Source organism: Idiomarina sp. HB, assembly GCF_048059115.1.
GTDB classification, from domain to species: domain Bacteria; phylum Pseudomonadota; class Gammaproteobacteria; order Enterobacterales; family Alteromonadaceae; genus Idiomarina; species Idiomarina abyssalis.
This window is the reverse complement of the sequence record NZ_JAYLVU010000003.1, coordinates 195209-219995: the sequence shown is the minus strand read 5'-3', so window position 1 is coordinate 219995 and position 24787 is coordinate 195209. Positions and strand designations below refer to the sequence as shown.

Below are 24787 nucleotides of genomic sequence, written 5' to 3'. Positions count from 1 at the left end.
TTTAATAGAGAAGTAAATTATGCTGGCAAGAGTTCTGTTTTTTGTTCTGCTGTCGATAACCACCTTTTTATTTCTGTGGCAGTTCCCCAGTACCGGAGCTCAGAGTATCCCTTATATGGATAAGCTGGTTCATTTTGTGATCTTCTTCGTTCTGGCTTTGACGTTCCACCGGGCCTTTGCGTTGTCTGCCAGGTTATCGCTTTTGTTTTTAGCCTGCTACGGTTTAATGATTGAATTGGCTCAGGCTTATGCGCCGGGGCGTGGCGCAGATGTTTATGACTGGTTAGCGGATGCCAGCGGTGTTATCGCTTACTTTGCCTGGCATCACTTGAGAGAAAAATACCTAAGAAAAAAGTCGCGTTAACGCGACTTTTTCTTTGTATCTTTTTTCTTTGCATCCTTTTTCTTTTTATCTTTCTTCTTAGAACGAGCCTTTTCTGTCGACGGGAACTTATACTGAGGCTTCAAGCCCTGAATGGTTCTTCTGTCGAGCTTAGCGTCTAAGTAACGTTCAATACGCCCCAGTAATAAAGCATCGTGCGCTTCCACTAATGAAATGGCTATGCCTTTTTGTCCACCGCGAGCGGTGCGGCCAATTCTGTGCAGATAGACGTCCGCTTGTTTTGGTAAGTCGTAGTTAACAACCACGGTAATATCATCAACGTCCAGGCCTCTTGCGGCTATATCGGTAGCTACTAGCGTGATATCTGTGGTCTGTTTTAACTCGTTCATGATGCGCTGGCGATCACTTTGCGGCATGTCGCCCCGCAAGGTGACAATTTTGCGCCCGGTACCAAACTGACTGCGTAAAAAGTTGGCGATGAGCTCTACCCGCTCACGTGTTCTGACGAAAACAAACTGCCGCCCCGGGTGTTCTTTCAGTGTGCTCATTAAAAGCTGTCGTTTATGCTCATCGGTATCCGCTAAGTGTACCCACTGAACAATTTTACCACGTTCACGCTTTGGTGGCTGAACGTCAATGTATTCAGGTTCCGTCAGCAGCTCGCGCGAAAACTTAATAACACCAGAGCTATTCAATGTTGCAGACAGCAGCAATGACTGTTGGCGATGGCGTGCCTGCAGTGCCATTTCTTTAACTGTTGCTGCAAAGCCCATGTCCAACATGCGGTCGGCTTCATCAATGATCAGCCACTCTATGCCTTCCAGGTTGTACTGCTCGGCTTCGAGCAAATCCATCAGGCGACCGGGTGTGGCGACCAGAATATCGTGCGTTTTTTCCAGCAGAGACAGTTGCGAGCCGTAATTAATACCGCCGGTTACCACAACGGACGACAGCCCCGTCTTGCTTTCAAACTGTTGGGCCTGCTGATGAATCTGCTCAGCCAGTTCGCGAGTTGGAGCAAGAACCAGAATGCGGGCAGGACCTGGTTGTTGACGTGGGAAGTCCAGCAAATGTTGCAGGGCCGGTAACAGGAAGGCTAAGGTTTTGCCGGTTCCTGTCGGGGCACTAACAAGCAAGTCTCTGCCATCGAGGGCTGCAGGAATGCTCTGTTGCTGTACTTTTGCCGGTTTGTTCAGTTGTGCGTCCCGAAGGACCGCAATTAAGCGGTCATCAAGATCAAACTCTTCCCAGTCTGGGGTCATATTATTTTCCTTGAGATCATTTTGTCCGCGATTAACGCAGCAGCAATAAAGCAGAGTTGGTTGTTTGTAACAAACTGGTTGTGGTACTGCCAACTAAAAACTGACGAATACGCGAATGACCATAGGCACCCATTACCATTAGATCAATATTATGCTCTTTTTGATAGGCGTGCAGAGTCGGTTCAACTTCTCCGGAGCGTATTTCAAAATGCACGTTATGACCCAGTTCACGCAGATGGTTTGCTGCCGCTTCAATAGAGGCGTAGCTGTCATTCGTGTCAGCACCCACCATCACCAAATGCAGTGGCAGTCCACGAAATATTGGGCTTTCAGCCAAAAGACGAATGCCTTTTCGAGAAGAGTCGCTGCCATCAAATGCCAGCATGACACTTTTCGGTTCAGTGAACTCTTCAGGCGCAACCAGTATTGGTCGGTGCATGGTTCGTACAACAGTTTCAAGCTGACTACCCACGCGGTTGGTGCGAGAGGTGTCTTCGCCATGAAGGCCCATAACCAGTAGCCGCATAGAGTCTTCAATTTCTAAAAGAGACTCGGCTAAATCACCATGACGTTGTCGCAGATTGACCTGTTCGACACCGTCATGAAGCGCTCTTTCCTTTGCGCTTTCAAGCATGTGGTGACCTTGCTCTAAAGCAAGCTTGCTGCGTTGCTGGTCCAGTTCTGCTAATTGCTCAAGCAAGGCTTCTCTGCTGCCTAAACCTATGTTGCCGGTCATATCCGGTTCGGTAGGGTAGCGGGCTTGGTCCAGAACATGAAAGAGTGTCAGAGGCGTACTTAAACGTAACGCCGCCCAACTGGCGTAATCACAGACCGACTGCGTTGACGCGGAACCATCAATACAAGCAACAACATGTTTCATTATTGAATCCTTTTCCATTAGTGACCGCCCATCAGCTTGTCAACGGCATCAGGCTTGTCGTGTACGCCAAAACGGTCAACGATAGTTGCACTGGCTTCGTTCAGCCCAATGACTTCAACTTCGGCACCTTCACGGCGAAATTTGACTACAGCCCGATCAAGCGCATCAACGGCGGTAATATCCCAGAAGTGAGCATGACTCAGGTCAATGACAATCTGCTCAACCCCTTCCTTAAAATCAAATGCCGCAAGAAACTTTTCAGATGAACTGAAAAATACCTGTCCAATGACACGGTAGGTACGCTTATTGCCGTCCGTATCGATGTCTGATTTAACGTAAAGATAATGACCAATTTTGTTCGCAAAGAACATAGCAGCCAGAAGCACGCCAACCAGAACGCCATAAGCCAGGTTATGTGTTGCGACAACGACAGCAACCGTGGTTACCATGACAATATTGGTGGACAGTGGATGCTTCTTCAAGTTCTTAATGGAGCTCCAGCTAAAGGTACCAATAGAGACCATTATCATTACGGCAACTAATGCGGCCATTGGAATTTGCACCAGTAATTTATCCAGAACTAAAACCATGACCAATAAGAATATACCGGCGACAAGTGTGGAGAGTCGAGTACGACCGCCAGACTTTACATTAATAATCGACTGACCAATCATGGCACAACCCGCCATACCGCCGAGTAAACCAGAGCCAATGTTCGCAATACCCTGACCTTTACATTCGCGGTTTTTGTCGCTGGAAGTATCGGTTAAGTCGTCAACAATGGTTGCTGTCATTAGTGACTCAAGAATACCAACAACCGCAAGTGCCGCAGAGTAAGGGAAAATTATCGCTAAGGTTTCAAAGTTTAACGGAACATCAGGCCACAGGAATATCGGCAGAGTGTCCGGGAGTTCGCCCATATCACCCACGGTACGAATATCCAGACCTAAGAATACGGCAACTATGGTTAAGGACACGATACAAACCAGCGGAGAGGGCAGTATTTTACCGATAACCGGAACGTAGGGGAAACCGTAAATAATGGCGAGGCCTGCTGCGGTCATTGCATAAACGTGCCAGGTGACGTTGGTCAGCTCTGGCAATTGTGCCATAAAAATCAGAATGGCCAGCGCGTTAACGAAACCCGTGACTACCGAGCGTGAAACAAAGCGCATCAGCTCCCCAAGTTTGAGGTAGCCGGCAATTATTTGCAGTACGCCGGTCAATAGAGTGGCGGCTAGCAGGTACTGAAGTCCGTGATCTTTGACCAGGGTGACCATTAGCAGGGCCATAGCGCCTGTTGCGGCAGATATCATACCCGGGCGGCCACCCGTAAAAGCGATAACAACGGCAATACAGAAAGAAGCGTACAAGCCTATTTTCGGATCAACACCGGCGATAATAGAGAATGCGATAGCTTCAGGAATTAGCGCTAGAGCAACGACAATACCTGAAAGCAAATCACCACGTATATTAGAAAACCAGTTCTGCTGGATAGACTTCAACATAGTTAAATGACACCAAATTTTAGTAGCAAACATAAAGCGGCCGGAATGGCCAGAAAAGCAGTGAACAGCCTACTGCGCACCTGTGACAGGGAAGTGACGGCTAGGGTGGCGTAATACGCGTCAGCACGTAGGTGGCTCCTTCTGGTTTGAGGCTGGTCAAAAAAAGAGCGCGAATTTTAGCATAAAATGTGCCAACTACAAGTGATTTCCACATCGGCGTAGCCTGATGTTTACGTCAGGTCAGATATCGCACCTGACGTAAATGTCAGGCTACGACATATCAGACGCGATGCTGCTCCCGCTCGGGCAAAAAGCTAATTGCAGCCGTGGATAATAGCAATAACAGCGTTGATATCATTAAACAAGCAATGAGCCCCCACTGTTGATATACCCAGCCGGATAAAATGGTACCCAATAGACGCCCGGCTGCATTGGCCATATAGTAAAAACCAACGTCCAAAGATACACCGTCGGCGCGTGAGTAAGAGACAATAAGGTAACTGTGTAGCGACGAATTAATAGCAAACAGAATGCCGAACAACCCTAAGCCAATAATAATGCTTTGGATAACCGGCAAGTGTTGCCAAAGCGCCAGGGTTAACGCAAGCGGACTCAGCGTCAGTAGTGCATTCCATACCACCGCCTGAGTTTTGGGCACGTCCTTGCTACTTTTTGTGAATTTAGGCGCAATGCTTTGCACAAAACCGTAGCCAATAACCCACAAGGCCAAAAAGCTGCCCACTTGCCAGTGGCTCCAGTCCAGCTGGCTGGCTAAGAACACCGGTAAAGCGACGACGAACCAAACATCACGCGCGCCAAAAAGTAAAAAACGCGCGCACGACAAAATATTAATAGGCCGGCTTTTGGATAAAATGTCTTTAAATTTAGGTTTGAACTTGGCTTTGCCAGACTCTTTTTTCAGGAAGATCAAACTGCCTACCCAAACCAGGCTGAGCATAACTGCCATGGCAAGCACTGCGCCCTGAAAGCCAATTAATGTAAGCAACAAGCCACCCAGGAAAAAGCCAACGCCTTTTAATGTGTTTTTTGAGCCAGTGAGTATGGCGACCCACTTATACAGCTGGCCTTGTTTGTCGTCCGGCACCAGTAGCTTAATGGTGCTTTTGGCGCTCATTTTATTGAGATCTTTGGCAATACCGGACAGCGCCTGAGCGGCCATCACCCAAATAACAGTGAGCATCGAACTGGGCACCAACAGCATGGCGAGTGCCACAATTTGTATGCCGAGCCCAATGTTCATGGTGCGATTGAGCCCCCAACGGGCCCCCAGCCAGCCACCAAACAGGTTAGTGACTATGCCGAAAAACTCGTAGAACAGGAACAACATGGCCACTTCCAGCGCACTGTAACCCAACTGGTGGAAATGCAGCACCACCAGCATGCGCAGCGCGCCGTCAGTCAGGGTAAAGGCCCAGTAGTTGCCGGTAACAATTAAATATTGGCGTATTGCCGGCGACAGCTTACTTAGCATTATCCGACCTTTTCGACCAGCTCAACCGCGCGGTTGGCATAACCCCACTCGTTGTCATACCAGGCATAGATTTTTACGTGAGTGCCGTTAATAACTTTAGTTGACAGCGCATCCACAATGCTTGAGCGAGGGTCGGTTTTGTAATCTATTGACACTAACGGGCGTTCTTCGTAACCCAGAATGCCTTTAAGCTCACCTTCTGCGGCTTCTTTCATCCAGTCATTAATTTCTTCCACGGAAGTGGATTTTTCAACTTCAAACACACAGTCGGTTAGGGACGCATTGGCAAGGGGGACTCGTACAGCGTGGCCGTCAATTTTGTCTTTCAGTTCCGGGAAAATCTCCACAATGGCCGTTGCTGAACCGGTGGATGTAGGAATTAAGCTCATGCCGCAGGCACGGGCTCGGCGTAAGTCTTTGTGCGGCGCGTCCAGAATGGTCTGCGTGTTGGTTAAATCGTGAATAGTGGTAATGGACGCGTGCTTAATACCAATTTTGTCCTGCAGCACTTTAACCACAGGTGCCAGACAGTTGGTGGTGCAGGACGCGGCAGTGATTATCTGATGCTTGTCAGGGTCATAGAGGTGGTGATTAACGCCCATAACAATGTTCAAAGCGCCGGGCTCTTTGACTGGAGCTGATACCACCACGCGTTTAACGCCCTGTGACAGGTAATCGTTGAGCACCTTCACGGTTTTCACCTTACCGGAGGCTTCTAAAACCACATCACAACCACTCCAGTCGTTGTCAGCAATGGTTTTGTGTTGAGTGAAAGCAATGCGTTCATCACCAATTTGAATAGCATTGTCCGCGCCTTCGGCTTCATAACCCCAGCGACCATGCACCGAGTCAAAATTGAGTAAGTGCGCAAAAGTAGCGGCATCGGCACCCGGGTCATTCACCTGAACAATCTCCAGCTCAGTGTTTTCCCACGCCGCGCGTAGCGCTAAACGGCCAATACGACCCAAACCGTTAATTCCAACTTTAATCGTCATAAAAGACTCCTTTTGTGTATCTCTTACCTGCCTGCTTTTGGGCTCGGGGGGAGTTTGCTGTCTTGTTTCGCTTGAGCATTGCGCCCCCTATGGCGGAGACGCGACAAGCTCATCCATGAGGGCTTGACGAAGGCCATCCTTGGCCTTCGACACTCCACCATAGGGGGCGCAACACTCATAACGCTTACAAGACAACAAACTCCCCCTCCAGTATCTAAAGGGTTTTTGCGCTCATCATTCCCCTTTAACTTGATGTAAACCAGTGTTTCGTCTTATTCGCGAACCAGACTAAAGAGAGCATCACCGGTACTTCTACCAGCACACCCACAACAGTGGCCAACGCGGCGCCGGACTGCAAACCAAATAATGAAATAGCCACAGCTACTGCTAACTCAAAAAAGTTGGATGTGCCAATTAAGCAGGCCGGAGCCGCAATTCTATAAGGCAACTTAATCAGTAACGCGATAATAAAAGTGATAGCAAAAATGCCGTAGGTTTGAATCAGCAACGGGGTTGCTATCATGGCAATGTCCAGTGGACGTGTGAGTAACACCTCTGCCTGAAAGCCAAACAGCAGCACTACGGTTAGCAGTAAGCCGACAATGGACCAGGGCTTCATGCGGGCATCAAAGGTTTGCAGTACAGAGTCGACATTATGCTGTTGCGATGTTGCTTTGCTCTTTAGCCGCTGGCGCGTTAACAGCCCGGCAATAAGCGGTGCCACGACGTATAAGCCAACACTTAACAGTAAGGTTTGCCAGGGCACAATAATATCGGTAATACCCAGCAGCAAGGCGGCAATAGGGGCGAAGGCAAAAATCATAATGACGTCGTTGACCGACACCTGTACCAGAGTATAGCTGGCATCGCCTTTGGTCAGCTGACTCCAGATAAACACCATAGCCGTACACGGCGCAACACCAAGTAGAATGACCCCGGCCAGGTATTCGTTAGCGGTCTCCGGCTGAATAAAGTCAGCAAATACACCTTTGAAAAACAGCCAGCCAACCAGCGCCATGGTGAAGGGTTTTACCAGCCAGTTAATAACGATGGTTAGAATAAGCCCCTTCGGCTCTTTAGCAATTTGTGTAATAGACTCGAAGTTTACCTGCACCATGACCGGATAAATCATCAGCCATATCAGTACGGCGATAATCAGGTTAACCTGGGCAAATTCAATACCTGACAAGACTTCAAAAATTGCCGGGAATACATTGCCCAGTAAGGTTCCTGCAATAATCGCCAGAGCGACCCAAACCGATAAAAAACGCTCAAACACACCCATTATCGACATCCTTGACCTGTTGAGGAATTAACGACGCGTGATAAGCCGCCGTGGTTTTAATCATAGTCGCCATCCAGTCCTGTAGGGCGGGATTAATTCGATAGTACACCCAGCGCTGATCTTTACGGTCGGCTAATAAGCCGTATTCGCGCAGTTGCGCCAAATGCCGCGACACTTTTGGCTGTGACATACCAGTCGCGTCCACGAATTGGCAAACACATAACTCACCATGGTGTTGCAGCATTAAAATCATTTTCAGGCGCAGGGGGTCAGCCATAATTTTGAAGAACTCATGAGGTGCATCAAACAGCTGCGGACGGTCACTTTTCTTGCGTAAAATAAGCAACAGCATCTTTATACGCTCGCTTAATTCATGCGCCGTTTTCTTAAAAGCATCCGCTTTTTTACTGGCCACCGGGTCGGGGAAGTCCCAGGCAATGAAATGCTGCTCGCCGCATAAAGCTTGGCACTCAGTACGAGCTCGATCACACAGGCTTATCACGTAATCAAAGCTATTGAGATTAATTTCATCAAGCGCTTTTGAGTGCAGCCCATCCGTTTCAACACCCAAGTGCTCTAATGCCGCTAAAGCTCCTGGTTCAGGTTGTGTCGGCTCAGTACCCGCGCTGGCAACCTCAAAGTCATCACCAGCAAACTGCCGAAAAATAGCCTCCGCCATCAAAGACCGCGCAGAATTCGCCGTACACAGAAACAAAACCTTCGTCATCAGGTAACACCATACATTCGATAATCCATATATATGCTATACCGAATATATTGGCCGCGCAATAGCCAAGCTGGGAGGCTGGGGACTGAACCAAGAGCGCTGAGGCTACAGGAACCATTGTGGAGGACGCCCGTGAATACATCCCTGTAGGGCTTGGGCAGCGCCATCCATGGCGCTGCACACCTCCACAATGGCCCGCTGTAACCGTCGGGCGCGCTCCTGTTTCAGCCCTCACCTGATATCAATGGCAGGTAGGTGTAGATAGGGTAGGTTGCTCACTTGTAAGCGTTATGAATGTTGAGCCCCCTGTGGCGGAGTGTCGAAGGCCAAGGATGGCCTTCGTCAAGCGTTCATGGATGAACTTGTAGCGTCTCCGTCACAGGGGGCTCAATGTTCAAGCGAAGCAAGTGACAACCTGCCCTATAGCCCTAGCACGTCTTTGCCTTGTTTGAAAGTGACGTCAACGGGGATGCCGGCGTCGGCGAGTTTATCGAGGTCGGCTTTTAGCTGTGGGCTGACAACGCCTAAGGTTGCAACCAGTTCAGCCACACCGTTGTAGTCACCGTCGCCTTGCAGGGTCAGAATTTTTTCTGAAAGGCTGTTCATAGCGGCACGCATTTTGTCCATATCAATGGCGTATTGGCCTTTTTCATTGCGCTTGAAGGCGCCTTCATCGGCAAAGTAGTTGAAACGAATCATGTTGGCTTTGCCGTGGGCACTGGATGCACCAAAACGCACCGAGCGGAAAATGCTGGCCATAAAGGTGGTGTAATAGTCTTCCAGCTCACCTTCGGCTAGAACGCCTTGTTCAAACAACTGCGTTACCATGTAAAGCCCCAGAATATCAGCTTTACCTTCTTCCAGCGCAGAAGCGTGCTCTTTCAATGCCGAACGCACGGTGCCTTTGTCATTCAGTGTGTTTTTAATACCCAGGCCGTGTGCTACTTCGTGGAACATGGTGTTCGCGAAAAAGGCATTAAACGTAATGTTCTCACGCTGCTCCGGTACAATTAACTGCTCAGCAATAGGCACCAGAATTTTATCGAACTTAGCCTGCATGGCGTTTTTCAGCTGTAAGCGGCGAGTGCCTTTTTCCAGTTGAACTTCTTCGTCGTTAGGCAGGTTTATGGCAATGGTCTTACTGCCTGCATTGGAGTGACCGGCATAGTAAACCGCGTCGTAGGCATTTAGCTGAGCATTGGCGCCCGGCATTTCTGCTTTATAAGCCGGCTCAACGGGCAAGCCTTCCTGTAATTGCGGTAAATACTCAGCGTATTTCGCTAAGCGCTCGCTCCATGCTTTATCTTTTATCAAAACATAAGACTCAAACGCCGTTTTGTAACCGTACAGATGGTCTTCGTAGTTTTCGATAGGGCCAATAACCACATCAACATCGTTATCGGTCATTTCCATCCAGGCCATATCTGATGGCTGGTATTCATTACTTAAAAAAGCTTCGGCGCGCAGACGCAAATATTTAGCGAACGCCTGACTCTCTGCCAAATCTGCGGCTTCAAGGAGTATGTCTGAGGCTCTGGTTAATGAATCTTTAAAAGCTTCTGAATAGGGTACGGTAATCAATTCACCTTGCTCATCACGGCGCAACAACGTGTATAGACTGTCTTTGTCAGCAAGGTCTGCATTTTCAAATTCAGTTTTGCTCATATCAGCCGGGTAAAAATTCGCTCCTTCAGGTTTTTCCTCAAAACCGGTCAAGAAAGGTTTGTTGTTATTGAGGCGATCCCAGGGGCCGTAGTTAATGGCGGTAAAATCTCGTACGTCACCTTCAACACTGCTTAAAAGGCTTTCTTTATTTCCGGGAAAAGCTTGTCGCCAGAACAGGTTGTCCATAATTTCCGACGCATCTATGAGTAAACTGACCATCTTTTTCTGGTCGTCTGACAAGTGCGATAAGTCGGTCTTGAGCTGATAAGGTGTATAAATATCAAGCCGTTGTTCAGCTTCAGCAACTAATTCGTAATTCTCAATTGATTTTTTATCGGCTGGCTCAGGCTCGCTGCAGCCCATTAAAATCAGCGCCAGTGGGGCTAAACTAAACAGTGTTTTTTTCATAATATGACTTTTGTATAAATTGTGTTGTTGGCAAGTTCTGTTAATCTACTTCCAAGCTTTTTGAGAAGCAAGAAAACCATAATAATAAGGACTTAAAATGTCATCGCAAAATGCGTTATATCTGCTAATTGACGAGCGACTTAAGCGCGATGAGCTCAAGCTTCCGGGCTTACCTGAAACAGCAGAGCAAGTGCGTAACGCAACCATGGACCCAGATTGTAACCTGCACGATCTTAGTCATATTATCCAGCAAGATACCGTATTGAGTGCCCGCCTGATTCGTCTGGCAAACAGTGCTTATCTGGGCGGAAGAAATAAGGCTGAGAGTTTGATGCAGGCGTTGACCCGTATCGGCATGCGGCGTATTCGTACTCTGGCACTGGCAATGGCGATGGAACAGGTATTTAAACCCGATAATGACATCGTAAAAATGTTTTCTGAGCAGTTTATTAACGAAAGCCGTGAAATAGCCGCAGCCTCGGTCGTTATCACTCAGGATCTTCAACGGCGGGGAATCGGTCATCGGTTACATCAGGATGTGTCTTTGTTAGCCGGGATGATTTCACGCATTGGTGTTGCCCCAATTTTGCGCATGGCCAACGAGTTTGAAGACAGTTTCGCGAATCCGTCGTTTATTAACGAATGTATTACTCAATTCAGTTCTGCATTAGGCAGTAATATTCTGCGTTATTGGCAGTTCACGCCCAACTTGGTGCAGGTGCCGTTGCATTTTTACAAAGGCCGGATGGAATTAGACGATGCGATAACGGTGAACTACTGCGATATTGTCCATTTAGCGAGCTTATTGACCGGTAATGCCAAACCCAATAAAAACAGTGTGACTGTTGTTGAGTATCAAATGCGAGGAGTTATTAAAACGGATGATTTTTGGCAGCAGGAATCGGTTCAGGATTCCTACCGCCAAATGCTGGAGTTACTGTCTTAACCAAAGGCTCGTTTTAAATCATCAAATAGAAGTCCGGCTTCTGCACTCACTAAGGCGAAGTCGGCATCAATTTTCTCTTCCGGGCTTGGATCCACTAAATCATCTTTGGCGTCAAGCAGACGATCCGTGGGCTTAACTCGTTTAAGGGCCATGTCAGACTCGATAATAAACTCTAAGTTTTCCTGCCAAACCAAACCTAAGCGAGTCACCTGTTTGCCGCCGGCTAAGTGCGCCTGAATGTCTTCGCGGGTTAAGTCTTCCTGTTTACAACGAATGATGCCGCCATCGGCCTGCGGGGAACGTAGCTCGGCCTCGTCACCAAACTCAAAAGGGTTTGGTAAGTCTGTGCTTTGCAGCCAGTGAGTCAGGTAAGTTTCAACGGCATCGCCGGGGCTTACCGGACGCACAGGTAAAGAGCCTACAGAAGAGCGCAGTAACCCTAAAAAGTCTTCGGCTTTGTTGGCTGCAGATTCATCAATCGCAATAATTTGACGGTCGAGGTCAATATAACCCCAACTTTGACGAAAACGACTAAACGCCTGTGGTAAAAGCTGGTGAATTAAATCTTCTTTTAAATTCTGTTTTTCTTTACGTGGTACCGAACGGCCTTCAACTTCACTAATCTGGCGAACTTTTTCATCCAGCTGTGCGTTGACCACTGTGCTTGGCAGAACTTTTTCTTCACGTTTTGCACAAAGCAGCCAGCAGTTACCCAGGCTGTGGGTCAGTACTTCGTTGTCCGCACCAAAAGGGGAAGTCCAGCCGAATGAGCTCTGATCGGAGCGCGAACAGGGGTGAAAGCTGTGCTCCGCTAGCTGTTCAGAGAAGTCATCGGGTAATGAAAAGGTTTCGCTGAATTGGTAAAACCGAAGATTTTTAAACCACATAGATAAGCTGTTCCTGTCGCAACATAGTAAAGAAAGATAACAGCGGATTGTATCCCGTTAAGGGAGGTCTGTCAGTTTAAAACCTGTACAGGAAACGAAAAGAAATAGCTTAAACCGTCACCGGGTTCGCTCTCGGCTCTAATTTCGCCGGACAGAGTCTGGGTTACCAGGTTTCTGACAATATGCGTACCCAGTCCGCTGCCACCCTGGTCCCGTTTGGTGGTAAAGAAGGGGTCAAACAGACGGCTGAGCTGGTCCTGAGATAAGCCGTTGCCGGTATCTGAGTAGCGCACCTGAAGTGTTTCACCATCGAGCTTAATCGAAATGGTCATAACGCCGTTATTGATGCCGTCGAAAGCATGGCGTAATGAGTTAAGAATCAAGTTGGTGAATATCTGTGATAAAGCCCCTGCAGGGCAACGTATAAAAATGTCATCGGCGCATTCAAGTTGCACCTGATGGTTGGTTTTCTTCAAATGAGGCTGTAATGACTGGACCAGATCTTCGATATAACTTTTCAGGTTAATATCGCGGATGGCGTCAGATGCCTGATCGACGGCCACCTGCTTAAAGCTGCTGATAAGATCAGATGCGCGGTGCAGGTTATTGTCCAGTAAGTTAAGGCTTTCACGGCCTTCTTCAATAAACTTCTTCAATTGTGCCTGAGTCAGCTCTTTATTAAGCAGTGACTGGTCCAGTGTGTCGAGCTTTTCCCGTAAGTAAGATGAAGCCGTGACACTAATGCCAATGGGGGTGTTTACGTCGTGAGTAATACCGGCCACCAGACCGCCCAATGAAGCCATTTTTTCTGATTCAATTAATTGCTGCTGTGTTTCCCGTAAATGGTTCAGTGAAGACTCTAAGCGTTGGTTCGACTGACGTAAGGTATTTTCAATGGCACGGCGCTGACCCACTTCGCGCTCCAGTTTGTCCTGGCGCATTTCCAGTTCGTTTTTCCGTTGCTCCAGGTCCAGCATAACCTGACTTAAACGTGATGTTTTGCGTGCCACTTCCTGTTCAAGTATGGCGTTTTGTTCATCCAGCTGGCGGTTAGCTGCTTTGAGCTTCTTTTGGGTCCGGTCCAGGTCTGCCTGGTATTCCTCGATATTGTCGAGTAACTGGTTGTAGGCCTGCTCAACTAACACCAACTCGTTGTTGTGCTGGTCGTTCAGACGAATTCTTGAACGCTCCAGATTATCCAGCCGGAACCCTTTAATCTGCTGAGTTAAATCACTTAACGGGCGGCTTAACATACGGTTAAAGGCAATGGTAAAAAGCACAATAAGGAAGGTACTTTTAATAATGGCATTACCGATAATAAAGCCAAGGCTGACTTTTATGCGATCAATCGCAATATCGCGCGTCGAGAACAGACTGACGTCGCCGACTTTGGTGGAGTGACCGGAAAACTCGAAGATTAATGAATCGTAGTAACCGAAAATGCCTTCGCGTTCCGGAAGTAACATACCTTCGCTATTATCGTCCGGTAAATCACTCATTTCTGTGGTTTCGCCCAGCTGGACCAGGATATTTCCGGCGTCGTCGCGGATAAGTACCCCGGCTATGGCGGGAATGCTGATAAGTCCGTCGGCGATGGTATCAATTTGGTTGCTATTGAACTCCCACAACGAGCGCGTAAGTGAACCATTGAAGGTACTTTGTTGGTTCTGAAGTTCAGCAATCAATACACGCTTGGTATCGAAGTACTCCGCCCCTATCTGCACCGCAGTTACTATCAGTGTCAGCACGAAGTAAACGGATAATACCCGGGTAAGCAGCGAGGAAGAAATGCTTTTGATTGCCATAGACAGATGTCAACGAATTGAACAGATAGGGATAAACTAATTCATTGGCCAGAATAACGCAATAAAGCAATCCGCTCATCCTAAATAAAGCCATTGACATAAAAATGACATTTTTCGGTCATTAAGCTGTCACGAAAAGTCACTAAAGTCGCCACAAATTAATTCACAAAGGTCATAATTTATGAAGTTAATTACTTCTGCTGGCGTTTTAGTTGCCGTTGCCTTAGCTGTTGCTCCTGCTTATTCACAGGAAGATAAACTTGAGCCTGTGGTTGAGGGTGCTTCATCCATCAACGAGTCAGCCCGTAAGTCGCAGCTTACCATCGATCAAATCTCAGACGATATGCAGGAGCGGCTGCAACAGTATAAACGCATCATGAAAGAAATTGATGGCTTAAAAGTTTATACCACCCAAGTTGAGCAGCAAATCAGCAGCCAGGAAAGTGAAAAGCAGGACATCAATAATTCTATTGATCAGGTCAGCTATGTCGAGCGTCAAATTACTCCTCTGATGTTGAGAATGATTGACTCCCTTGAGTCTTTTGTTGAATTAGATGTGCCATTTTTGCAAACCGAGCGCAGTGAGCGGTTACAACAACTGAATGACCTTATGGAACGCGCGAATGTTGACGTTTCGGAGAAGTTCCGCCGGGTCATGGAGGCTTATCAGATAGAAGCTGATTATGGCCGAAATATTGAAGCCTATACCGCAGAACATGAAATTAACGGTCAGCAGCAGGATGTTACCTACCTCCGCATTGGTCGTGTGGCATTGATTTATAAAACGCGTGACGGTCAGCACTTAGGTATTTGGAACCAGGAGCAGCGCAGTTGGCAAGAGCTGGACAGTAAGCACCTACCTGCCGTAGACGAAGCGATTCGCATAGCCAGAAAGCAGTTAGCACCTGACTTACTGATGATGCCGCTGTTTGCAAATAAATCAAACAGTTCTACCCAAAACAGCGCCGGTCAATAAGGAGTAATAACCATGAATTTAATACAGCGTATCGCAAAATGGTTTTCAGTAACGGTATTGGCATGTGCTTCTGTTACGGCGTTGGCAGCTCCTGTCCCTCAGGACCCGATTAACTTAGATGAACTGTTACAGCAGTTACAGCAGGGTAAGTTTTCTCAGTCGGAAAGTAATAAAGAGCGCGAACAGCGTTTCCGTGAAAAAGAGCAAGAGCAAAAAGCCATGCTGGCTGACGCTATTGCTGAGCGTAACCGTTTAGAGCAGCGAGCTGAAAATCTGGAAACTCAGTTCGAGCAGAATGAAGTCGACTTGGGTAACTTGAGCGACACCTTAACGCAGCGCATGGGCTCACTAAAAGAGCTGTTTGGTGTGCTGCAGCAGGTTGCCAATGATGCATCCAGTAACTTTAATAATTCGGTTATTTCGGCGCAGTATCCGGGCCGGGCTGAGCAGTTAGACGAGCTTGCTGAACGTATGGGGTCGTCTTCTAAGCTGGCGTCAATTGAGGACATTGAGAGTGTCTGGTTTGCTCTGCAACAGGAAATGACAGAGTCGGGCAAAGTGGCAGAATTCACCACCGAAGTAACGGCTGCTAATGGTGACAAAGCCGAGCAGGACGTGGTTCGTGTTGGTGCTTTTAACCTGGTTTCAAACGGTAAGTATCTGGAGCGCATGAGCTCAACGGGCTCGGTTGCTGAGCTGGTGCGTCAACCTTCGGGTCGTTATCTGAACACTGCGGAAGATATTCAGCAAACCGACAGCGGCGTTGTGACCTTTGGTCTGGACCCTACAGGCGGCTCTATTCTTGGTTTACTGGTTCAGGCACCGAGTTTAGGTGAGCGCATCGACCAGGGCGGTACGGTTGGTTACATCATTCTGGCGTTGGGCGCGATTGGCCTGCTGTTTGCCTTAGAACGCTTTGTATCACTGATGCTGCTGGGTAACAAAGTTAAACGTCAGCTTAAGAAAGACAAGCCAAGCAATGATAACCCGCTCGGTCGCGTCATGCTGATTAAAGACAAGTACCCACAGGCGGATACAGAAACGCTTGAACTGAAGCTCAGTGAAGGCATTTTGCGGGAAGTGCCGAAAATCACTCGTAACCTGACGTTTATAAAGATCATCTCTGTGGTTGCACCGCTGATGGGTCTGTTAGGAACGGTAACCGGCATGATCAACACCTTCCAGGCGATAACACTGTTTGGCACCGGTGACCCGAAACTGATGGCAGGCGGTATATCGCAGGCCCTGGTAACAACGGTGCTGGGTCTGGTGGTTGCGATTCCTATGACCTTATTATTTGCCACCTTACACACCCGTAGTAAGAACCTGATTCATATATTGCAGGAACAAGCATCCGGCATTATTGCGGAGCGGTCTGAGCGAGGAGAGTAACCGTGTTATTCCTCATTGAATTCAGTAATGCGATTAGAGACTTCATCGAGGCCGGCGGACAAGTGCTGCTGGTCATCGGTATTCTCATCTTCACCATGTGGCTGATGATTCTTGAACGCATTTTTTACTATCTGAAAGGACACCGTGCTCGCGTTAAAGACACGCTAAAACGCTGGCAGCAGCGTGAAGACAAGTCGTCGTGGAATGCCGAACAAATTCGCCAGGCAATGATCTCGCGAGCCAGTTTAGCGCTTGGCGGCAACTTACCGGTTATTAAAGCGCTGGTTGCTCTTTGCCCCTTGCTGGGGCTGATGGGTACGGTAACCGGCATGATAGAAGTGTTTGACGTAATGGCTGTCACCGGAACCGGTAGCGCACGTTCAATGGCATCAGGTGTTTCTAAGGCCACAATTCCGACCATGGCTGGCATGGTGGGGGCTTTGTCCGGCGTGTTCGCAGCAACCTGGTTGCAACGAACCACACGTCGGGAGCGCATGAAGCTGGAAGATAAAATTTTATTGGAACGTCACTAAGGTGACGTTGAGGACAAGATTATGAAGCAGCATTTTGCCAATTTAATTGAAGAAGAAGAAAGCGCTATTGATATGACGCCGATGCTCGACGTGGTGTTCATTATGTTGATCTTCTTCATTGTCACCGCGTCTTTTGTGAAGGAAGCCGGAATTGATGTTAACCGTCCGGATGCCGCGACTGCGGTACAGAAAGATCGCGCGAACATTCTCATTGCAATAAGTGAAAACAATGAAATTTGGATAGACAAACGACAGGTGGACGTAAGAGCGGTACAAGCCAACATTGAACGTTTGTATGCGGAAAACCCTCAAGGTTCTGTTGTTATCCAGGCCGATGAAGAGTCAAACACCCGAGTGCTGATTAAGGTGATGGACGCGGCCCGATCAGCAGGTGTTTACGATGTTTCTGTAGCAACGGATGAAGACTAAATGATGAGATTCCTGGCAGCACTATTGGTTGCGGCATTTGTCACCATAGGCTTGTTCTACCTGATGCAATCGTTAATCAGTGGTGGTGAAGGTGCCATGAGCGAGCCTCCGCGCGGTAGCGTACTGGACTTTGTGCGTACGCCGGAACCCGAAGAGGTGCAGGAAAAAGAGCGCAAGCCCGAGCGTCCTCCAGAGCCTGAACAGCCGCCTGAAGACTTACCGCAGCCGCAAATGAATAACGACATTGCCGATTCTGACAGCGGTTCAGGTTATGACTTTTCTGCCAACATGGATGCTGGCGGAGATATTGGAAATGGTATGTCGCTGCAGGCAAGTGACGGTGAGTATTTACCTATCGTTAAGGTACAGGCTGCTTATCCTCGCAGAGCCTTGCAACGTGGCATCGAGGGCTATGTGGTGGTTGAGTTCACAGTGACAAAGCAGGGGTCAGTACGAGACCCGGTTGTTGTAGAGGCGGAACCGGAAGGTATTTTTGATCAGGCTGCCATGGATGCCGTGCTGAAGTTCAAATACAAACCCCGGGTTATTGATGGCGAAGCCGTTGAAGTGGCCGGCGTTCGTAACCGCATGACCTTTGAAATGAACTGAATGGGTGACTTATGAAATTACAATTTCTGGCGTTAGCGGTTTGCAGTGTTTGGTTGTTATTTGTGCATCCGGCTCAGGCTCAACAGACAGAGCGTGTTCCGGCGTTGCGCGAAAAAGTTTACGGACAGCTAGCCCGGGCGCAGGAGCAGGCGGACAATGGTAACCTTACGCAAGGCTTATCAATACTGGGCGAGGTAGCGGAAAAAGCGGACAGCATGAACAGCTATGAGCGCGCCATGATGTGGAACTTTTATGGCTTTATGTATTACGAGCAGGGCAATACCAAACAAGCCATTAACCACTTTGAAAAGGTAGTGAATGAGACGCCTATTCCCGAGTCTTTACAGAAAAGCACACTCTACAGCCTGGCTCAGTTGGCTTTAAGTGACGGTCAGTTCCAACGCGCAATTGGCTTTTTGGGGCAGTGGGAAGGTCTAGCGAAAGAGAACGAGATGAGTAAAGCCTGGGTGTTAAAAGCGCAAGCCTATTACCAGGCCGATAAGCATCAGGAAGCCTTGCCATTCATTGATAAAGCCATAGCCGCCGCAGACTCGAAAAATAAAACACCCGATGAGAACTGGCTGATTTTAAAGCGTGCGCTGCATTACGAACTAGAACAGCCCAAACAGGTTGCTAAAGTGATGGAGCGTTTGGTTGCGGACTATAGCAAGCCGGAATATTGGTTACAGCTTGCCGGTGTTTATGCTCAGTTAGAGCAGGATGACAAGCAGTTAGCCGTTTTAGAAGCAGCGCGGCAGCAAGGCTTTATTGAAAGAGGCAGTGAGTGGAAGCAACTGGCGCAGGCTTACTATTTTAACGAGTTGCCGTATAAAGCCGCTGAAACTATCCACCAGGCAATGTCTGACGGTCAGGTTGAAAAGTCAGTAGATAATCTGAAATTTATGGCTCAGGCTTATACTCAGGCGAAAGAATATGAACTCGCAATTGAAGCCTACAACGAGCTTTCCGGTAAGGTTGGGCACGGGAACTTTGCGCTGCAGGTTGCCCAGTTGCACTTAACTCTGAACAATAACGATAAAGCTCTGGAAAGTGCGGAAAGCGCTCTCAGTAAAGGAAAACTGGACAACGAAGGCAACCTTTACTTGATAAAAGGTATGGCGTCGCTGAATTTAAAGCGCTACGAACAGGCAACGTCGCATTTTGAACAGGCTTTAGGTTATCAGGCAACTGAACAGTCGGCACAGCAGTGGCTTAAATACGCCAAAAGTCAGCTTAAGCAACAGCAGCAATTAGCAAAACTGAAATAAATCTTAAATAAAACCTTCATCTGTCATATTTATGTCATAAAAAGGACATAGAATTGACTCACGACAGAAAAATAACTGCAATAAATTTTGCGGGCACTATAATGTGCGTAAAATTTAGACAGTTCCAGTTTAGACCTCGTGAGGATGACTATGAAAAGGTACTCGGTTCCGCTATTAATTGCTGCTACTGCAGCCAGTTTTTCCACTTTTGCTAATGATGACGACAGTTTAACGGTTTACGGTCGCGCGAATGTGTCTTTGCAAAGCAATGACTATGGTAATGGGGCGGATACTGAAGTTGTCAGTAACTCGTCGCGCTTTGGCTTTAAAGGCGCCGCTGAGCTGGAATCTGACTTAGAGGTTTTTTACCAAATTGAGTTTGGTGTCGACCTTGCTGACTCAGACGATGATAAAGACGCTGTTACAAACCGTAACCAGGTTGTTGGCTTACGCGGTAATTTCGGTGAGGTCATGATTGGCCGGTACGATACTTTTCTGAAAGATTCTCAAGGTTCAGTGGATGAGTTTAAGGACTATGAAGCTGACCTTAAAAGTTTGTTCCGTGGCGAAAACCGCCCGGATAACACGCTGACCTATTACTCGCCTTCATTTAGCAACTTTAAGCTGGGTGTCACCTATATTGCGTCAGAGAATGACAACGAAGACGATGGCTTCTCATTTGGCCTGCTTTACGGTGACAGCAAGCTGAAGAAAACCAATTATTATGCAGCGTTAGCGTTTGACCGTGACGTTAATGGTTATGACATTACTCAGTTAACCGGCGCGACAAAGTTTGGTAAAACACGCGTTGGTGTGGCTCTGCAGCAGTTTGAAACCATTAACGGTGCGAACGACTCCGACGGCTACCTGGTAAGTGCTGCACACCCGTATCAAAACTGGGTGTTTAAAGCGCAGTATCAAGCTATTGATGACGGCAATGATAACGACGCTTCTTTGTCAGTGGGAGCCGATTACTTCTTTAGCGGTGATACCCGCGTTTACGCCTGGTACACCGGTCGTGAATGTGACATCGCGCTTTATTCAACCCGTGGTTGTGGTGCAACCCCCGGCGTAGAGCAGGACTTTATTGCTGTCGGCATTCGCCACGACTTTTCCTGGTAAGCGCTTTCTCCTAAAGTAAACACAAAAGTAGCCTGACAGTGGCTGTCAGGCTACACTATAGCGGTCACTCTCAAACTTTCTGTACGCTATGATCAACCTCGCAGTCTTGGGGCTCTACCTACTTATTGGTTTTATCCTTAAGCGTACCGGCAAGTGTCCGGATAACACCGCACAAGTTCTTAACCTTTACGTTATTTATGCCGCACTCCCCGGTGTTATTTTCAGCAAAGTTCCGGCCCTGGAGTTTTCCTCTGAGCTACTGATCCCGGTTGTTATTCCCTGGGTCTTACTGATAGCCAGTGCGGTTTTTATATGGCTGCTGGGTCGCGCTTTTAAGTGGCCAAGAGAGGTAGTCGGTGCATTACTCATTTGTGTGCCGCTGGGTAATACGTCCTTTTTTGGCTTCCCTATGATAGAAGCCTTTTACGGCAGTGACGCTATTGTTTACGGGTTATTGTACGATCAGTTCGGCTCTTTTTTCGGTTTAGCAATTTATTCGACAATTGTTATTGCCCTGTATCGTGAGCAGGACGAAAAACCGACAGTGGGCAGTGTTTCCCGGCAAATTTTGACCTTCCCGCCATTTATTGCGCTGGTTATTGCGTTATTAACTAAGTCTTTCACTTACCCTGAAGCTTTTCAGCGGCTGATTGACTCATTAGCGGTAACTTTAGTGCCGGTTATTATGATTGCCGTTGGTTTTCAGCTTAAATTTCGTTTACCCAAGGGCAGTAAAACACCGTTAACCATTGGCTTGTTAACTAAATTGGTCTTAATGCCGGCATTAACAATTGCTTTATTGTTCGGCTTTGGTTTTGAAAGCACGCTGGTTCAGGTAACCGTATTTGAAAGTGCTATGCCACCTATGATCACGGCAGGTGCAGTGGCCATTATGGCAGGGCTGGCGCCAAGGTTATCGGCCGCCATGGTGGGTTATGGTATTCTGTTTGCTTTTGTTTCTCTTCCAATTGTTTACGAGTTATTGCAGTGGCTCTCTGCTCAATGACATAAGAAATTTTACAGAGATGTGTCCAGGTTCATAAAAGTGTCATATTCTTTAGTAATAATTGCAGCATCAGTTCATATTAGGGAACCAATGCATGTCACGTAGAATTCTAATTGTTGAAGACGAAGCGCCCATTCGTGAGATGTTGAGCTTTGTTATGGAACAACACGGTTATCAGGCTGTAGAGGCCAATGACTTCGATGCTGCTGTTAGTAAAATTGCTGAACCATACCCCGACATGGTGTTGCTGGACTGGATGCTTCCCGGCGGTTCTGGTCTGCAGTTGGCAAAGAAAATAAAAAGCGATGATTTCACCCGTAATATTCCCATCATTATGCTGACAGCACGAGGTGAGGAAGAGGACAAAATCAAAGGGCTGGAAGTTGGCGCTGACGACTACATTACCAAGCCGTTTTCACCGAAGGAACTGATGGCTCGTATGCGCGCTGTTTTCCGTCGCGTTGCTCCAACGGTTCTGGACGAGCCTCTGGAAGTTGAAGGGCTGAAACTTGATCCGGTATCACATCGTATTTCAGTCGATGATAAAGGTATTGATATGGGGCCAACGGAATTCAAATTACTGCACTTTTTTATGACGCACCCGGAGCGGGTTTACAGTCGAGAGCAGTTACTTGATCACGTATGGGGTACCAACGTTTATGTTGAAGACAGAACTGTCGACGTGCATATTCGCCGCCTGCGTAAAGCGCTGACTGAGCATGGTTATGACCGTTTGATTCAAACGGTGCGGGGAGTCGGTTATCGTTTCTCAAGTCGTTAAGCTTAGGCTGATTTAGCATGGACAGGAACTACTCTAATTGGCAGTCTTTCAGCAATCTGCTTTTATTTTTGCTGCCTTTTTTATTTGTTGGCTGGTTATTTGACCTGTTCTGGCCAATAACGACTTTAGCCTTATTGGGGCTGGTTTGCTGGCATTATTATTATCAGCAAAAGCTCATAAAGTGGCTTTGGCAAAGTCGTACTTTAATGCCGCCCTCTGCACCGGGAAGCTGGTCTTATATTTACGACGGTATCTATCGGTCGCAACGACGCAGTCAAAAAAGACGTAAGGCTCTAGCGCGTTTATTACGGCGTTTTCGTGAAGCGGCGGAAGCCTTGCCCGACGCCGCTATTGTATTCCGTGCTGACGGTGCTTTGCTTTGGAGCAATAAGTTAGCCCAATTTTATTTTGGCCTGCGCTGGCCTGACGATGCCGGTCAACGTTTATCGAACCTTATTCGTCACCCGGAATTCTATGCCTACCTGAACGAAGGTAACTTCGAAGAAGAGCTGACAATACCATCGCCAATACGCGAAAGCCTGGATATTGAAATTCGTATCATGCCTTACAGCGAAGATCAGTTCTTGTTGGTTGCGCGTGATGTGACGCAGGTGAAACGGCTGGAGAATTTGCGTCGGGAGTTCGTGGCCAATGTATCGCATGAATTAAAGACGCCATTGACAGTACTGCAGGGCTATCTGGAAATGATGGACGACCCACAGCAGACGCCGCCGGCCATGTTGAAAAAAGCCGTTGAAAACATGAATGCTCAAAGTACTCGTATGTCGAACCTGGTTGATCAGTTGCTGACGTTGTCACGCATGGAAACGCCCAGTGACGACGTATTCGACCATGAAGTGGATATGCCAGCTATGCTTGAACAACTGCAGGCTGAAGCCAAACGTTTAAACGAAGCGAAGCAGCATACTATTGAGTTCCAGGTGGCTCCTGTCAGAATCTACGGTAAAGAAAACCTTCTGCGCAGTGCCATGCAGAACCTGATAACCAATGCTATTTATTATACGCCAGAGGGCGGGAACATTACGGTGTCGTGGAAACGAGTGGCCGGCGGTGCGGAGTTTAGCGTCACGGACAATGGTAAAGGCATACCCGCTGAACACCTTCCTCGCCTGACCGAACGTTTTTACCGGGTTGAGGATGATCGTAACAGTGCCAGTGGCGGAACCGGGCTGGGCCTTTCTATTGTTAAGCATGCAATAGAGCATCATAACTCACAGTTGGATATTAATAGTTCACTAGAAAAAGGCAGTCGCTTTTCATTTCGCATTCCGAGCGGACTTTTAGTGAATTAGTCATAAATTTTTCACATTGTCATAAAGCTGTCACATAAGCGTCTTAAACTGGCCATAATTCGAAAACAGTTCAATAACCCTTAGAGGTGAATACACTATGTTTCAATCTACTTTGAACAAGACATTAACAGGCTTAGTTGTTGCAGGCTCACTGGCATTCAGTACATTGGCAGCGGCAACTGACGATTTACCAGAATACAAAAAAGTAAGTGGCTTATCCGGCAACTTATCTTCAGTGGGTTCTGACACTCTGGCCAATATGGTGACCTTCTGGAGTGAAGAGTTTAAGCGTAACTACCCAAGCGTAAACATTCAGGTGCAGGCGGCAGGTTCTTCAACGGCTCCACCGGCTTTAACTGAAGGCACGTCAAACTTCGGTCCTATGAGCCGCGCAATGAAGTCAAAAGAAATCGAGTCTTTTGAAAAGCGCCATGGTTACAAACCTACGCCAGTTCGTGTTGCTATCGATGCTTTGGCCGTTTTTGTGCATAAAGACAACCCAATTGAAGGTCTGACGATTCCGGAAGTTGACGCAATATTTTCCTCAACCCGCAAATGTGGCCTGAACGAGCAGGTTAATCGCTGGGGTGACCTGGGCATGGAAGGTGAGTGGACTAACCGTGACTTGCAGCTTTACGGCCGTAACTCGGTATCAGGTACCTATGGTTACTTTAAAGAAATTGGCCTGTGTGACGGCGACTTCCGCTCGAACGTGAATGAACAGCCCGGTTCAGCGTCGGTTGTGCAGTCAGTTTCAACCTCAATTAATGCCATTGGTTATTCCGGCATCGGCTATGTGACCTCAGGTGTTAAAGCGGTGCCTATCGCAAAAGCAGAAGGTCAGGAGTTTATCGGCGCAACTGCTGAAAATGCGTTGGCAGGTCAATATCCATTAGCTCGTTTCCTATATATTTATGTGAACAAGCATCCGACGAAACCACTGGGTAAAGCGGAAGGTGAGTTTCTGCGCATGATCTTGTCAAAAACAGGTCAGGATATTGTTAATAAAGACGGTTACATTGGACTGCCTAAAGCGGTTGTTGAAGCTGAATTGAAAAAGCTTGGCTTAGATTAATTTGTCCCTGAGACTGCTTTGCCGGTAGCTTGCTACCGGCTTTTTTATAACTATTACTGCATTATTAAGAAAATATGACA

At 47.7% G+C, this 24787-nt stretch carries 23 protein-coding genes; 13 read left to right on the top strand and 10 right to left on the bottom strand.

Going from position 1 to position 24787, the window contains the following annotated elements; genetic code table 11:
• The first annotated feature begins 19 nt into the window (after positions 1 to 19).
• Positions 20 to 364, top strand: a complete 345-nt coding sequence (locus VBY75_RS10400) for a VanZ family protein (RefSeq protein WP_054489423.1) — start codon at positions 20 to 22, stop codon at positions 362 to 364.
• Here VBY75_RS10400 and srmB read toward each other — a convergent pair.
• The 8 genes from srmB to VBY75_RS10360 form a co-directional block, all read right to left on the bottom strand.
• Positions 361 to 1605 carry an ATP-dependent RNA helicase SrmB gene (gene srmB / locus VBY75_RS10395; RefSeq protein ID WP_224798077.1) on the bottom strand — a complete coding sequence of 415 codons (1245 nt, stop codon included), beginning with the start codon at positions 1603 to 1605 and terminating at the stop codon, positions 361 to 363. The two genes, VBY75_RS10400 and srmB, sit on opposite strands and share 4 nt — an antisense overlap.
• Before the next feature lie 31 nt (positions 1606 to 1636).
• Positions 1637 to 2485, bottom strand: coding sequence for a universal stress protein (locus tag VBY75_RS10390; RefSeq protein WP_222235749.1), 849 nt, complete (start codon positions 2483 to 2485; stop codon positions 1637 to 1639).
• A 17-nt stretch (positions 2486 to 2502) separates the two neighbouring features.
• Positions 2503 to 3993, bottom strand: coding sequence for a SulP family inorganic anion transporter (locus VBY75_RS10385; protein ID WP_278358448.1), 1491 nt, complete (start codon positions 3991 to 3993; stop codon positions 2503 to 2505).
• 280 nt (positions 3994 to 4273) lie between these two features.
• Positions 4274 to 5485 carry an organoarsenical effux MFS transporter ArsJ gene (arsJ, locus tag VBY75_RS10380; RefSeq protein ID WP_416512376.1) on the bottom strand — a complete coding sequence of 404 codons (1212 nt, stop codon included), beginning with the start codon at positions 5483 to 5485 and terminating at the stop codon, positions 4274 to 4276.
• Positions 5485 to 6480, bottom strand: a complete 996-nt coding sequence (locus tag VBY75_RS10375; RefSeq protein ID WP_416512373.1) for an ArsJ-associated glyceraldehyde-3-phosphate dehydrogenase — start codon at positions 6478 to 6480, stop codon at positions 5485 to 5487. The genes arsJ and VBY75_RS10375 overlap by 1 nt, the downstream gene beginning before the upstream one ends.
• A gap of 244 nt (positions 6481 to 6724) precedes the next feature.
• On the bottom strand, positions 6725 to 7765 hold the full coding sequence (gene arsB, locus VBY75_RS10370) for an ACR3 family arsenite efflux transporter (protein ID WP_416512371.1): 1041 nt from the start codon (positions 7763 to 7765) through the stop codon (positions 6725 to 6727).
• Entirely contained in the window at positions 7752 to 8492 is a 741-nt protein-coding gene (locus VBY75_RS10365; RefSeq protein WP_222235744.1) for a metalloregulator ArsR/SmtB family transcription factor, read from the bottom strand. The genes arsB and VBY75_RS10365 overlap by 14 nt, the downstream gene beginning before the upstream one ends.
• A gap of 420 nt (positions 8493 to 8912) precedes the next feature.
• On the bottom strand, positions 8913 to 10565 hold the full coding sequence (locus tag VBY75_RS10360; RefSeq protein ID WP_222235743.1) for a dipeptidyl-peptidase 3 family protein: 1653 nt from the start codon (positions 10563 to 10565) through the stop codon (positions 8913 to 8915).
• A 97-nt stretch (positions 10566 to 10662) separates the two neighbouring features.
• Between VBY75_RS10360 and VBY75_RS10355 the strand changes: the two genes are divergently transcribed.
• The gene (locus VBY75_RS10355; protein ID WP_222235742.1) at positions 10663 to 11511 is read left to right on the top strand and encodes an HDOD domain-containing protein; all 849 of its coding nucleotides are present in this window, start codon (positions 10663 to 10665) and stop codon (positions 11509 to 11511) included.
• Here VBY75_RS10355 and rdgC read toward each other — a convergent pair.
• Positions 11508 to 12398 carry a recombination-associated protein RdgC gene (gene rdgC, locus VBY75_RS10350; RefSeq protein ID WP_222235741.1) on the bottom strand — a complete coding sequence of 297 codons (891 nt, stop codon included), beginning with the start codon at positions 12396 to 12398 and terminating at the stop codon, positions 11508 to 11510. The genes VBY75_RS10355 and rdgC overlap by 4 nt on opposite strands.
• Before the next feature lie 71 nt (positions 12399 to 12469).
• Positions 12470 to 14203, bottom strand: coding sequence for a sensor histidine kinase (locus tag VBY75_RS10345; protein ID WP_222235740.1), 1734 nt, complete (start codon positions 14201 to 14203; stop codon positions 12470 to 12472).
• Between the two features lie 181 nt (positions 14204 to 14384).
• Here VBY75_RS10345 and VBY75_RS10340 point away from each other — a divergent pair, with 181 nt between their 5' ends.
• From VBY75_RS10340 to VBY75_RS10290, 11 genes are all read left to right on the top strand, one after another.
• Positions 14385 to 15179, top strand: a complete 795-nt coding sequence (locus VBY75_RS10340) for a DUF3450 domain-containing protein (protein ID WP_273023207.1) — start codon at positions 14385 to 14387, stop codon at positions 15177 to 15179.
• A gap of 12 nt (positions 15180 to 15191) precedes the next feature.
• Positions 15192 to 16571, top strand: a complete 1380-nt coding sequence (locus tag VBY75_RS10335; RefSeq protein ID WP_416512366.1) for a MotA/TolQ/ExbB proton channel family protein — start codon at positions 15192 to 15194, stop codon at positions 16569 to 16571.
• A 2-nt stretch (positions 16572 to 16573) separates the two neighbouring features.
• Positions 16574 to 17104, top strand: a complete 531-nt coding sequence (locus VBY75_RS10330) for a MotA/TolQ/ExbB proton channel family protein (protein ID WP_054491243.1) — start codon at positions 16574 to 16576, stop codon at positions 17102 to 17104.
• Between the two features lie 21 nt (positions 17105 to 17125).
• Positions 17126 to 17533: an ExbD/TolR family protein gene (locus tag VBY75_RS10325; protein ID WP_199494367.1), complete on the top strand. Its 408-nt coding sequence runs from the start codon at positions 17126 to 17128 to the stop codon at positions 17531 to 17533.
• A 3-nt stretch (positions 17534 to 17536) separates the two neighbouring features.
• Positions 17537 to 18142 carry an energy transducer TonB gene (locus VBY75_RS10320; RefSeq protein ID WP_222237020.1) on the top strand — a complete coding sequence of 202 codons (606 nt, stop codon included), beginning with the start codon at positions 17537 to 17539 and terminating at the stop codon, positions 18140 to 18142.
• 11 nt (positions 18143 to 18153) lie between these two features.
• Positions 18154 to 19410 carry a tetratricopeptide repeat protein gene (locus tag VBY75_RS10315; RefSeq protein ID WP_416512363.1) on the top strand — a complete coding sequence of 419 codons (1257 nt, stop codon included), beginning with the start codon at positions 18154 to 18156 and terminating at the stop codon, positions 19408 to 19410.
• 150 nt (positions 19411 to 19560) lie between these two features.
• Positions 19561 to 20532 (top strand): porin, encoded by a 972-nt coding sequence (locus VBY75_RS10310; RefSeq protein ID WP_416512361.1) that lies wholly within the window; start codon positions 19561 to 19563, stop codon positions 20530 to 20532.
• Positions 20533 to 20620: 88 nt separating this feature from the next.
• Positions 20621 to 21538: an AEC family transporter gene (locus VBY75_RS10305; RefSeq protein ID WP_416512359.1), complete on the top strand. Its 918-nt coding sequence runs from the start codon at positions 20621 to 20623 to the stop codon at positions 21536 to 21538.
• 94 nt (positions 21539 to 21632) lie between these two features.
• Complete coding sequence (phoB, locus tag VBY75_RS10300; protein WP_054491237.1) at positions 21633 to 22319, top strand: phosphate regulon transcriptional regulator PhoB; 687 nt, start codon at positions 21633 to 21635, stop codon at positions 22317 to 22319.
• 17 nt (positions 22320 to 22336) lie between these two features.
• Entirely contained in the window at positions 22337 to 23632 is a 1296-nt protein-coding gene (phoR, locus tag VBY75_RS10295; RefSeq protein WP_222235734.1) for a phosphate regulon sensor histidine kinase PhoR, read from the top strand.
• A 97-nt stretch (positions 23633 to 23729) separates the two neighbouring features.
• Positions 23730 to 24707 carry a PstS family phosphate ABC transporter substrate-binding protein gene (locus VBY75_RS10290; RefSeq protein WP_054491235.1) on the top strand — a complete coding sequence of 326 codons (978 nt, stop codon included), beginning with the start codon at positions 23730 to 23732 and terminating at the stop codon, positions 24705 to 24707.
• Positions 24708 to 24787 lie beyond the last annotated feature (80 nt).